The 12281-nt window shown below is 44.4% G+C and carries 10 protein-coding genes; 6 read left to right on the top strand and 4 right to left on the bottom strand.

Annotation, left to right across the window (positions count from 1 at the left end):
• Positions 1 to 5 precede the first annotated feature (5 nt).
• The 4 genes from AACV20_RS14460 to AACV20_RS14475 form a co-directional block, all read right to left on the bottom strand.
• Positions 6 to 1916 (bottom strand): methyl-accepting chemotaxis protein, encoded by a 1911-nt coding sequence (locus AACV20_RS14460; RefSeq protein WP_094145121.1) that lies wholly within the window; start codon positions 1914 to 1916, stop codon positions 6 to 8.
• 269 nt (positions 1917 to 2185) lie between these two features.
• Positions 2186 to 3115: an agmatinase gene (gene speB / locus AACV20_RS14465; RefSeq protein WP_013867969.1), complete on the bottom strand. Its 930-nt coding sequence runs from the start codon at positions 3113 to 3115 to the stop codon at positions 2186 to 2188.
• Positions 3116 to 5026, bottom strand: coding sequence for an arginine decarboxylase (gene speA / locus AACV20_RS14470; protein WP_170907532.1), 1911 nt, complete (start codon positions 5024 to 5026; stop codon positions 3116 to 3118).
• A gap of 186 nt (positions 5027 to 5212) precedes the next feature.
• Positions 5213 to 6037, bottom strand: a complete 825-nt coding sequence (locus tag AACV20_RS14475; RefSeq protein ID WP_235800204.1) for a tetratricopeptide repeat protein — start codon at positions 6035 to 6037, stop codon at positions 5213 to 5215.
• Between the two features lie 339 nt (positions 6038 to 6376).
• On the opposite strand from AACV20_RS14475, the gene proV reads away from it, so the two are divergent.
• From proV to AACV20_RS14505, 6 genes are all read left to right on the top strand, one after another.
• The gene (gene proV, locus AACV20_RS14480) at positions 6377 to 7564 is read left to right on the top strand and encodes a glycine betaine/L-proline ABC transporter ATP-binding protein ProV (RefSeq protein ID WP_013867972.1); all 1188 of its coding nucleotides are present in this window, start codon (positions 6377 to 6379) and stop codon (positions 7562 to 7564) included.
• Between the two features lie 2 nt (positions 7565 to 7566).
• Positions 7567 to 8673, top strand: a complete 1107-nt coding sequence (gene proW, locus AACV20_RS14485; protein WP_105976986.1) for a glycine betaine/L-proline ABC transporter permease ProW — start codon at positions 7567 to 7569, stop codon at positions 8671 to 8673.
• Positions 8670 to 9677: a glycine betaine/L-proline ABC transporter substrate-binding protein ProX gene (proX, locus tag AACV20_RS14490; protein ID WP_094147340.1), complete on the top strand. Its 1008-nt coding sequence runs from the start codon at positions 8670 to 8672 to the stop codon at positions 9675 to 9677. Before proW ends, proX begins: the two co-directional genes overlap by 4 nt.
• 6 nt (positions 9678 to 9683) lie before the next feature.
• The gene (locus AACV20_RS14495; protein ID WP_013867975.1) at positions 9684 to 10214 is read left to right on the top strand and encodes a MarR family winged helix-turn-helix transcriptional regulator; all 531 of its coding nucleotides are present in this window, start codon (positions 9684 to 9686) and stop codon (positions 10212 to 10214) included.
• Between the two features lie 136 nt (positions 10215 to 10350).
• Positions 10351 to 10917, top strand: a complete 567-nt coding sequence (locus AACV20_RS14500; protein WP_013867977.1) for a mechanosensitive ion channel domain-containing protein — start codon at positions 10351 to 10353, stop codon at positions 10915 to 10917.
• The gene (locus AACV20_RS14505) at positions 10914 to 12260 is read left to right on the top strand and encodes a magnesium transporter (protein WP_017046070.1); all 1347 of its coding nucleotides are present in this window, start codon (positions 10914 to 10916) and stop codon (positions 12258 to 12260) included. Before AACV20_RS14500 ends, AACV20_RS14505 begins: the two co-directional genes overlap by 4 nt.
• Positions 12261 to 12281: the final 21 nt, after the last annotated feature.

The raw sequence follows: 12281 nt of genomic DNA on the forward strand, positions 1-12281 counted from the left end.
TTTTATTACTTTAACTTAAAGTTGGAGACCAAGCGGTCAAGCTCATGGTTTGAGTAAGAGAGTGACTCTGTAGCACTGACGGTTTGTCTGCCACTCACCACCAATGATTCAACGATGTCTCTTATCGCTAGCATATTGCGACTGAGCTCTTCTGCGACTGTACTTTGCTGTTCGGTCGCAGCTGCGATCTGGGTACTCAGATCATCAATTTCGGACACGGAAGTGCTCATGATGTTTAAACTGCCAGAAACTTCAGACGTTTTATCTGCTGTGGTTTGACATTGGTTTTTAGTTTTGTCCATTGCGGCTACAACGCTATCCGTCCCTTCAAGTAGCTTGGCCAGCATATCTGATATTTCAGTAGTGCTGTTTTGCGTTCTCGCCGCTAAAGCACGAACTTCATCTGCAACCACCGCAAACCCACGGCCTTGCTCACCCGCACGCGCCGCTTCGATCGCCGCATTCAACGCAAGCAAGTTCGTTTGCTCTGAAATAGCGCCAATCACGGTCAATACTTCGCTGATCTTGATCGCATCTTTGTTCATATTGGCAATGCGCTCAGACATCTGTTCAACATCACTCACCAATGAGCTGACCGTTTCAACCGCATTATTCACAATAATAATCGATTGTTTGGCCTCTTTGCTCGCCGAGTCAGTAATGTGATTCGATTGCGTGACGCTCTCTGCCACAGTACGTGCACTTTCACTCATTTCAGTAATGGCCGTCACCACTTGCTCTGTTTCAGATGAGTGCGAAAGCAGCATCCGCTCATTTTCCTTTGCCGTTTGACCTAACTGCTCAATATTAGAGGAGATGTTTTGACTGGCATCAGATATTTGCAACATCATTTTTTGTAGATTTTCTGAGAATAAATTGAAGCCTTGGCTTATCTGCGCTAAGTCATCATCACCATTCACCTCCAAGCGGCGTGTCAAATCACCAGAGCCTTTCGAAAGATCAAGTACCGCTTTTTTCAGGCGTAGCAAAGGCTTGTAGATATAATTAAGAATGACGAAGATTGCCGCGACGCTGATAATGAGCAAAATCACCCCAGTGTAAATAGCGCTACTTTGCGCTTCATACACATTAGCTAACGCCGTACCTTTGTCGACAAACACCATCATGGTCCAGTACATGTTATCGGTTAGGTTAACGCGCTTGAAATAACCATCAAATTCAATGCCTAAATAAGGAAATGACAAATGACCAGCATCCTGCTGGCTAAAAAGTTTCTCCATTTCGAGGAAATTAGGGCTGACTTGCGAGGGCGTCCGTCCAATATCACTAGGATCATCACTAGCAAAAAAGACAGCATTCTTGTCGGTTAGTGTCGCTGCACCGCCAGCAAAGCGCATATTACTAACTTGGACAATAACCTCATCCAGTTGAATATCGCCAAGCAGTACTCCAATGAATTGACCTTGTTCATAGACGGGCATCACAGCACTGATCACGCGTTTTCCGGTGATTTTATCTTCATAAATTTCAGTTACCTGAGCAGTTCGAGAGGTTTTTGCTTGTTGATACCAATCCCTACTGGTGAAATTTTGTTGACCTGTAACAACTCCGTTGTCTTTGTCAAACGACATATAGGCACGGCCATCGTCATACGCCATAATGACATTTGAAATTTGCGCACTCTCAGCTAACAATCGAACTAAGTTGACATTCTCTTGATCAGAAAGAGCAGATCGGAAATGTTGTGAACCTTTAACTACGGCTTGATAACGTGTTTTCACCCAAGATTCGAGTTCAGAAACGTGATAGTTGAGCTTGTTTTGAGTTTCTGTGGTTAAAGAGGTAATCATCTTCTCTTTTAACGACAGCATGTTGATGGTACCCAAAACGATTAAAGAAATCGCAACGAGCAGTGCTACGCTCACATATATTCTGCTTTTAAAACCTAAAGTCATAGATTCACCCTCACCGTGTAACAGCTAGAAAGATTAAGGTGAAACTTGATCATATTATTAATATGAATGGTAGACCAATGAGACACCTAGCCAACCTAATAAAATTGGTACACGGCGAACACTTATGCAAGTTATGTCATTAATATTTATTATTGAGTGCGCAAAGTGAATTTTACATTGAAAGACAAGATGATGATTTTTAATGGAAATATGTTGAGACGATGGTTAAGAAAAACGCGCAGTGGTGATGCTGCGCGCTGACTTATTTTTTATGACGCCACGTTTGGCTTAGAAGCCCAAACGTAAAGCAGCTCTAGAGCAATTGTCGCACCAGCCAAAGCAGTTAGCTCACTTTGATCGTACGGAGGAGAAACTTCAACAACATCCATTCCCACCAAATTAATACCGGCCAATGCACGAATGATTTTCAGCACTTTATCGGAATTCAATCCACCACATACTGGCGTACCCGTTCCAGGAGCAAAAGCGGGATCTAAGCAGTCAATATCAAACGTCAGGTATACGGGTTTATCACCAATAGTTTGACGAATATTAGCGACGATCTCTTCCACTGACATATCATTCGCTTGCATCGCATTGATGACATTAAAGCCGTGGCCTTCCTGTTTGTATTCGGTACGAATACCCACTTGCACAGAATGCTTGGCTGAGATTAACCCTTCCTTCGGCGCATGATAGAACATAGTGCCGTGATCATAAGCGCTGCCATTGGCATAGGTGTCTGTATGAGCATCAAAGTGAATCAATGCCATTTCGCCATAATATTTGGCATAAGCGCGCAATATAGGCAGCGTGATAAAGTGGTCACCACCTAAAGCAAGCATGGTTTTGCCACTTTTTAGAATTTCGCTAGTCGCCGCTTCTAAGCGATAAGTGAAATCTTCAGCGTCACCACAATCAAACACCAAATCACCCGCGTCGATCACTTTGGTATCTTGGAACAAGTTAAAGTTCCAAGGAAACTTTTTACCTTCCCATGCAAGGTTCACTGAAGCGCGACGAATCGCATCTGGACCCATTCTCGCCCCCGGGCGACCTGATGTAGCCATATCCAAAGGTACGCCCAGTACCACGACATCGGCATCTGCACTTACTGGGTCTTTAACATAAGGACGACGTACAAACGTCATCGCATTGGAATACAGGGAATAATCAGTTTTAGTAAACAAATCATTCATTTAGAAATCCTCTAGATAGGTATAACCGCTCAAGCCTTGCTCAAGCTCTTGCAATACATTTTCTTGTTCTTCAACCGCCACACGCTGGCTAACTAATTCGCGGTAGTTTTTACGGATGGCATCCACATCAATATGGACATAGCGCATCATATCTTCAACCGTGTCTCCTTCGTTGATCGATACGATTTCGGTTTCGCCATTCTCTACCATGTTCACCACCACGCTGTGTGTGTCGCCAAATAGGTTATGCATATCGCCTAAGATCTCTTGATAGGCCCCTACAAGGAAGAATCCCATCAAATACGGTTCATCGGCATTCCATGCTGGCACTGGCAGCGTCGTTTCAATACCTTGCCCCTCGACGTACTGCTCGATTGCACCATCAGAATCACAGGTGATATCCAGCATCACGGCGCGGCGATCTTCCACTTTTTCAAGGCCAGACAATGGCAACACAGGGAAAACTTGGTCGATTCCCCACGCATCTGGCAATGATTGAAACAGTGAAAAGTTAACAAAAAACTTATCCGCCAAACGCTCATTCAGTTCATCCAAAATAGGACGATGGAAGCGGTTTTTGGTGCTCATTTGCAGTGTCAGTTCGTGATAAATGCGCAGCGATAGCTGTTCAGCCCAAGCACGGTGCTGAAGGTTAATAACGCCAGTCGAAAACTGGTTGTGCGCTTCCGACAGATCGCTTTGCGTATCGTTGTAAATTTCAATCAGTGCACGCGCATCAGAGCCTTCACTTAAGCTTTGCCAGTTACGCCACATGTTTTGTAGCAATACCGGAGCTTCTTCACCGACTTCTGGAATCTCTTCTGGGTAATACGCTTCTGTACCAATAACATTAGTGATAAGTACGGCGTGGTGCGCGGTAATCGAGCGGCCTGATTCAGAAATAATGACTGGCCTTGGCTGACTATATAACTGGCACACATCGCTCACCGTGCTTACGATATTGCGTGCATATTCAGCTAAACCATAGTTCATCGAGTTGGATGATTGACTGCGTGTACCGTCGTAGTCCACCGCCAAACCGCCACCCACATCGAAGAAGTCAATCTCCGCACCAATATCACGCAGCTCGCAGTAAAAGCGCGCCGCTTCGTTCACGCCATTACGCACATCACGAATATTCGCCATTTGCGAACCTAAGTGGAAATGCACCAGTTGCAATGCTTCTAATTGCTGCTCTTTTTTAAGGCGTTCGATAACGGTCAACACTTGAGAGGCAGAGAGCCCAAACTTCGATTTTTCACCACCACTCGCCTGCCATTTCCCCGCGCCTTGAGAAGCTAAACGAATACGGAGCCCTAAACGTGGTTTCACGCCTAGGCTTTTCGCTTCTTTCAGCACGAGATCCAGCTCAGACAATTTTTCCAAAACGATGAATACTTTATGGCCAAGCTTTTCACCAATCAGGGCCAGACGAATGTACTCTCTGTCTTTGTAGCCGTTACATACAATCACTGAACTTGCTTGTTGGGCTAAAGCCAATACCGCCAATAATTCTGGCTTACTGCCCGCTTCCAATCCAAGCTGTTTAGTCTCTAGCTGCGCTTGGCTGGCTAAAATCTCATCTACCACTTCTTTTTGTTGGTTCACTTTGATTGGGTAGACCAACAGGTAGTTGTTTGGATATTGGTATTCTTCAATCGCCTGATTAAAGGCGTCACAAATGTTATGTACGCGTTGATGCAGGATCTGCGGAAAACGTACAAGCACAGGCAAATTTAAATCACGCGCTTCAAGCTGCTTTACGATCGAACTCAAGGGGGTTTGGTGCGCCTTATCATGGCGCGGCGAAACATAAACTTCGCCTTGATTGTCAATACCGAAGAAGCCTTGGCTCCAATAATGAACATTGTAGTCAGCGCGAACGCGATCTAATTTGGATGGTTGTTCCACATCTAATCTCACAAAAACAGAGAGTAAAAAGTGAATCAGAAAGTCTGATATCACGACTTGACGCCTGTAACGTCAGGCGCATTAACGGTTAAAAGCGTATGTGTGTCTAATGATAATAATTTGTCGTTAAGATTACGTTTGATTATCACCAGTTCGCTATAAAAAGTGGATGAAATTTAATACAAATCAAATGTTGCTACTGATCAGCTCGTCAAACTTCTTATTGCCGTGTAGCCCTTCTAAATCAGCTTCTTCTGCAATTAAATCTCGCAATGAAGCGCTAATTTCCGTGGCTCTTTGTAAATCCTCAATCGCTTGTTCTTCGGCTCCGATACGCGCATACGCACATGCTCGTTGGTACAAGGCTGGCGCATTAGCATCATCTAACTCTAGCACGCGATTACATAGACTCAGTGCCCAGTAGTATTCCCGAATTTCCATCGCAGCATCTGCTTTGTATGTCAACGCTTCCAAATCTCCGGGACGGATTTTTAAAATTTCGTCATACACTTCAATACGCTGCTCTGGTGTTTGGACACTTTGCGCTCTCAACCATAAGTTATGGATTTCATTAATAATTTCAATTTCACGGTTGTTTTCGGTAATGATGCGTGTTTTGCGCTTAAGATCTCGCTCCAAGGCGAGGAATTTTTTCTCATATTCCTGCGCAATTTGATTTAGCCGTTTATCGGCCAGCTCACGCGTGTTGTGCTTCACTTCTTTAAGTGACTGCCAACCAATTAATGCAACTAATGAGGCAACACCAGCGATGACATAGAAAAAATAGGTCACCGTCACATTCGAGTAATTCAGTGACTTGTCTGCAACGGACAGTTCTCTGTCGGTAATTTGAATCGTGAGTCGCCGTTCAAGATCTTGTTGATCTTGTCTTAACGCTTTCAACTCATCCAATATGTAGCGCTCAACCAAAGGACGATCCAGTATTGGCGATTCAGAATAGGGCTCTTCCTGTGCCAGCGTTGGGAAAGACGTTAGCACTATCAGGAACAAGAATAACGGCAATAATTGCCGCACAATCGGTTGCTCATTTATTTTTCTCACTCTCTACCTCTTTCATCAGACACGTTGTCGATTTATTCGTCGCCATTTTCAAATCTGCACACCGATGGACCCAAATTTCTCTGGCCTGTCATCCACACACAACCATTTTAACTCAAACTATTTTTTGTTTTTTTAAATTTATTTTTGATATAAAAAATCAGTAAGTTAATGACAAAATAGCTAATGATAACTGGGTTAAAACTTGAAAACCGTCAAATTAATGTTTAGTGTACTATACATATTTACGGCTAAACATTAAATAGCCATGAAGAACAAAGGATGTAAATCATGTCACCCGTGTTAGAAGTTAAGAACCTCTACAAGGTATTTGGAGAGACTCCACAACAGGCTTTCCCGCTGTTAGAAAAAGGGTTGGATAAGGACCAAATTTTCGAGCAAACCGGGCTCACTGTTGGGGTCAAGGATGTGTCTCTTTCAATCAATGAAGGGGAGATTTTTGTCATTATGGGTTTGTCCGGTTCGGGCAAGTCCACTTTAGTTCGATTGTTGAACCGCCTGATTGAGCCAACCCAAGGAAGTGTTTTACTGAAGGGTAAGGATATTGCTCATATTTCAGAGCAAGAGCTGCGCGATGTAAGACGTAAAAATATCTCAATGGTATTTCAGAACTTCGCACTCATGCCACATATGACCGTTCTTGAAAACGCTGCCTTTGGATTAGAACTATCAGGAGTGGTGGCTCATGAACGTAATAAAAGTGCAAAAGAAGCGCTCGCTCGGGTTGGCTTAGACGCCTACTGTGAGTCATTCCCTGATGAGTTATCGGGTGGGATGAAACAACGCGTTGGTTTGGCCCGTGCACTCGCCAACGACCCTGACATTTTGTTAATGGACGAAGCATTTTCCGCACTCGACCCGTTAATCCGCACCGAAATGCAAGATGAACTAATCCGCCTGCAAAATGATGATAAGCGAACCATCGTTTTTATTTCTCATGACCTTGATGAAGCAATGAGAATTGGTGACCGTATCGCCATCATGCAAGATGGCATCGTCGTACAAACGGGCACGCCCGATGAAATATTGCATCATCCTGCTAACGATTACGTCAGTTCATTCTTTCGTGGCGTTAATGTTGCCAGTGTTTTTTCAGCTAAAGACATTGCCCGTAAAAAACCCGCGGCCGTTTTTAAAAAACACGACAATGATGGCCCGGCTGCAGCAATGCAGTTACTGATGGATCATGACCGAGACTACGGAATTGTAGTTGACCGTACGAATAAATACTCTGGCATTGTGTCGCTCGACTCTCTGAAACAAGCTCTCAAGCAACAAACATCACTTAGCGCGGCACTACTGCCTGACATTGTGACGGTTGATCCGGAGCTGTCTGTTAGTGAATTAATCAGCCAAGTTGCTGAAGTCCCCTACGCCGTGCCTGTTGTCGATCAGCAGGGAAATTATTACGGCGTGATCACCAAATCACGCTTATTGCAGACTTTGGATAGGGAATAATTATGACAACGGAAACCAACATTCAATCCACAGAGGCGCTTGACCCATGGGCGTCTGCCGCGCAAACGCCTGTCAGCAGCGATCCTTGGTCAGCGACCACTGCGTCTCCAACTACAGCAGGTGATTGGTTAAATGGCGCAACCGACGCTCCCGCGCCTTTCGATTGGCTGCACCCATTTCAAGATGCAATTATCCCCTTTGATCACTGGGTTGAAACCGGGCTGGGTTGGTTAGTGGAACACGGTAGGCCATTATTTCAAGCTGTCAGAGTACCTGTTGATTTTATTTTAAGTTCATTTGAAACCACGTTAGTTTCAACGCCAGCACCTGTGATGTTGTTGATTTTATTTTTGATCACATGGCAACTTGCTGGACCTAAAATGGGTATCGCTTCATTAGCCTCACTGATTACGATTGGATTAATCGGAGCGTGGTCACAAGCAATGGTCACCCTCGCCTTGGTCATGACCTCGGTATTCTTTTGCCTATTGATTGGCTTGCCACTTGGGATTTGGCTGGCCAGAAATCAAACGGCTGCAAAATTCATCCGCCCCGTTTTGGATGCGATGCAAACCACGCCCGCATTTGTGTATTTAGTCCCGATCGTAATGTTGTTCGGAATTGGCAACGTACCTGGCGTGGTGGTAACCATTATTTTCGCCCTACCACCGATTGTTCGTTTAACCATCTTAGGTATTCAACAAGTTCCCGAAGAGCTTATCGAAGCAGGCCATGCATTCGGCGCAAGTCCAAAACAGATGCTCTACCGTATTCAGTTACCACTAGCCATGCCGACCATTATGGCCGGTGTCAACCAAACACTGATGCTATCGCTGTCGATGGTTGTAATTGCCTCCATGATTGCTGTCGGTGGCTTGGGGCAAATGGTTTTGCGTGGTATTGGCCGACTTGATATGGGACTCGCTGCCGTGGGGGGACTTGGCATTGTCATTCTCGCCATCTTACTTGATCGCCTAACTCAGCATATCGGTACAGAAAATCGCGATCAAAAAGTACGCTGGTATCAAACCGGCCCTATCTCACCCTTTTATTTACTGAAGCAAAAACTGACTCATCAGAGTGCCAACAATCTAGGAGAACAGAAATGAATTACGCATGGAAGACGTTAATCTCAACCAGTTTAATCGCATCGGCGGCATTACCCATCAGCGCTTGGGCTGATAAACTTCCTGGCAAAGGTATTAGTTTACAACCCGTGCAATCGACAGTGGCTGAAGAAACATTTCAAACTCTCATCGTGAACAAAGCGATGGAAGCGCTGGGGTACGATGTCAAACCGACCAAGGAAGTCGACTACAACGTGGCTTATACTTCGATTGCCGAAGGCGATGCAACCTATCTCGCCGTTGGGTGGTTTCCTTTACACGCCGACAAATACTCGATGGCGGGCGGCGACGCTAAGTTCTATCGAAAAGGTCAATATATATCAGGAGCAGCGCAAGGCTACTTGATTGATAAAAAAACGGCAGATAAATACGGTATTACCAATATTGCTCAGTTAAAAGACCCTAAAATCGCCAAGCTGTTTGATGCAAATGGCGATGGTAAAGCAGACTTAACTGGCTGCACACCCGGCTGGGGTTGTGAGATGGTGATTGAGGAGCACTTAACCGCCTACGGTTTACGACCGACCGTTACTCACAACCAAGGTAACTATGCCGCTATCATTGCCGATACAATTTCACGCTACAAAAAAGGCGACCCTATCCTTTATTACACTTGGACACCTTATTGGGTTAGTGGGGTTTTGGTCCCTGGTAAAGATGTCACTTGGCTTGAAGTCCCTTTCTCTGCCCTACCTGGTGAGCGCAAAAATATCGATACAACCCTACCCAACGGAAAGAACTTCGGCTTTGAGATGAACAGTATGCTGATTGTCGCCAATAAAAAATTCGCTCTAGAAAACCCAGCCGCAGCAAAACTTTTTGAAATCATGAAGTTGAATATTAATGATATCAGTGCGCAAAACATGATCATGAGTAAAGGTAAAAACTCTGCCAAAGATATTGAAGCTCATGCCAATGGTTGGATAAAAGCTCACCAATCTGAATTCGATTCGTGGATAAAAACCGCCAAAGAAGCCGCTAAGTAAGAGAGTATGGAGCCACCCATATCAAAAGGGTGGCTCTGCTTATTTTCAAGGAGGAAAGTATTGGATATTCATGAAGAAGTACTGGTCGCTATACGCCAAATTATTCGTGCGACAGATCTCCATTCCAAAAAAATAAACAAAGATTTTGGCCTCACTAGCCCCCAACTATTGTTAATGCGTGCGATCCAAAACTCGGCCGATATGACCATAAAGCAACTCTCCGATCATACTAATATGAGCCAAGCTACAGCGACCAGCATTTTGGATCGCTTAGAAAAGCGCGCACTGATCATTCGAGAGCGAGATCAACAAGATAAACGTAAAGTTCATGCATTGTTGACCCCAACAGGAGATGAATTATTACTCAAAGCACCCACACTGCTAAAAGATAGCTTTATTGAACAATTTCAGGCATTAAACGCATGGGAACAAACTCTCATTCTCTCCACTTTACAGCGGTTATCGATGATGATGAAAACACCAGAAATAGAAGCATCGACGCTATTGTCTAGTCTAGAACCCGATGATCCTCTCTAGTTTTTATTCGACCGACTAAAGCAAATTGGTTACTTTTTTCTCAACCCAATTCCAATTATCAACCTCAGCCAGATTAGAGGTTGTAATTGACTGAATTTCGGTTATTTTGAACCAAATCTCCTTTTTCTGATTCGTCATGGAATACTTAGACTTATTTCAAAAAAATTATCAATGGATCATCACGATCATGGCGTTGCTTATTTATCCTAAAACAGCCAGCTACACCGTGCGATGGTTTGAGAATATGGTCATAGGCAAAGTCGATATTCATCGGCTTAAACGAGCACGTTGGCTGGTGAAGACCTTACTTTTCTTGGTGTTAGTGTTGACTCTGCTAATGATGTGGGGCGTGGAACTGCGTGGGTTATTGGTTGTTGGCTCATCACTTTTTGCGTTGCTTGGCGTCGGTTTGTTTGCAGGTTGGTCTTTGCTGAGCAACGTCACCTCATTTCTGGTTTTATTTGTACAAAACCACTGTCGCATCGGTTTATGGGTGCGAGTGGTGGATGGCGCAAATTTTGTTGAAGGTAAAATCGTCGACATGAACCTACTCAATGTCGTATTAGAGAATGTTGATGGCAATACAGTGCTCTATCCAAACAACCTCTTTATTGTTCGCCCTGTAATTGTATTAAACAAAACTCCGGAAAAAGCCGTGAAAAAAATCGAGAAGAAACAACTTCCTATCGGAGTAAAACGTTGAACGAATATCAAGACCTTTCACTGCATATTGAAACGATTTCAAAAGCCGATGAGCAGCAACAAATCGACTTACTCGGCGAGTACGTGGAAAGTGGGCTTGATGAAAGCTCGATCGCAATCATCTTAGAAGCTTTTCCTGTCGAGCAGCGGGTACGTCTGTGGCGTAGCCTACCCTTAGAGCTACACATTGATGTACTGACAGAGATGCGTGCTGAAGTACGTTTTTCTATCATCAACGCACTGTCAGAAATAGAACTAAAACTGACTCTCGCCAAGCTCGATAACTTGTCTCTGCTCGAATGGGCCGATTCTCTGCCTGATGAAATCATCAGTGAAGCGCTGCGCTTAATTAGTCGCGACGAGCTTGAATTGTATGATCAAGCCAATGCCTATGAAGATACTGAAGTTGGCCACTGGGCAAACCGTAAAGTGTATACCTTGCCTTTCAGCATCAGTGTCGACAAAGCCAAGATACTATTGGAGAAATATCATTATGACTCTCCACAACATATCTATTTGATCAACAAAGCAAAAAAATTCCAAGGTATCGTGAGTTATACAGAAATTTTGCTTGCTGAAAGCAAAACTTTACTGAAAAACATCAAGCAAGATGATCTCTTTACGCTGAATGCTCACCAATCACTTTCTGAAGCAGTAGAAGCGTTAGAACATTCCCAATTGCCGACCGTCGCCATCATTGATAACCATGAAATCTTAGTGGGTGAAATTGACTGGCAATTTGCCCTGAGTACACAACGAGAGATTTACGAATCGCGCTTAATGGCCGGTACAGGTATGGATGAAGGAGATGACTTATTTGCACCCATCATTAAAAGTTCCAAAAAACGAGGCCTTTGGCTCGGGATCAACCTGCTGACCGCCATCCTCGCTTCGGTCACTATAGGTATGTTTGAAACGGTCATCTCGCAAGTTGTCGCGTTAGCGGTGTTGATGCCAATTGTTGCCTCGATGGGCGGTATTGCGGGAAGCCAAACCTTAACCTTGATGGTACGTGCCATGGCATTGAACCAAATTACACCGGGTAACCGTTTTGCGTTGCTCAAAAATGAAATTGGTATTGGTTCCATTAACGGTTTGTTATGGGCGTTGATCATTGGTGCCTTGGCAGGGCTCTGGTTCCAGTCAGCGATGATTGGCGCCACCATTTCACTGGCCATTGTCGTAAATATCATTACCGCCGCGCTGTTTGGGGTACTCATCCCGATCACGCTTGATAAGTTTAAGCTTGACCCAGCATTAGCGGGCTCTGTCATCTTAACCACAGTAACGGATGTTGTCGGCTTCTTTGCCTTCTTGGGCACAGCAAGTTTAGTGATGTTGTAGCTTTCCAAACCGCTTGAAATC

Origin of the sequence: Vibrio sp. B4-6 (assembly GCF_963888245.1) — a bacterium.
In the GTDB taxonomy this organism is placed as follows: Bacteria; Pseudomonadota; Gammaproteobacteria; order Enterobacterales; family Vibrionaceae; genus Vibrio; species Vibrio anguillarum.

Coding starts and splice junctions, on each gene's coding strand:
- proV (WP_013867972.1), top strand. CDS start 6,377: ATGTCACCCGTGTTAGAAGTTAAGAACCTCTACAAGGTATTTGGAGAG.
- proX (WP_094147340.1), top strand. CDS start 8,670: ATGAATTACGCATGGAAGACGTTAATCTCAACCAGTTTAATCGCATCG.
- AACV20_RS14495 (WP_013867975.1), top strand. CDS start 9,684: ATGGAGCCACCCATATCAAAAGGGTGGCTCTGCTTATTTTCAAGGAGG.
- proW (WP_105976986.1), top strand. CDS start 7,567: ATGACAACGGAAACCAACATTCAATCCACAGAGGCGCTTGACCCATGG.
- AACV20_RS14460 (WP_094145121.1), bottom strand. CDS start 1,916: ATGACTTTAGGTTTTAAAAGCAGAATATATGTGAGCGTAGCACTGCTC.
- speB (WP_013867969.1), bottom strand. CDS start 3,115: ATGAATGATTTGTTTACTAAAACTGATTATTCCCTGTATTCCAATGCG.
- AACV20_RS14500 (WP_013867977.1), top strand. CDS start 10,351: ATGGAATACTTAGACTTATTTCAAAAAAATTATCAATGGATCATCACG.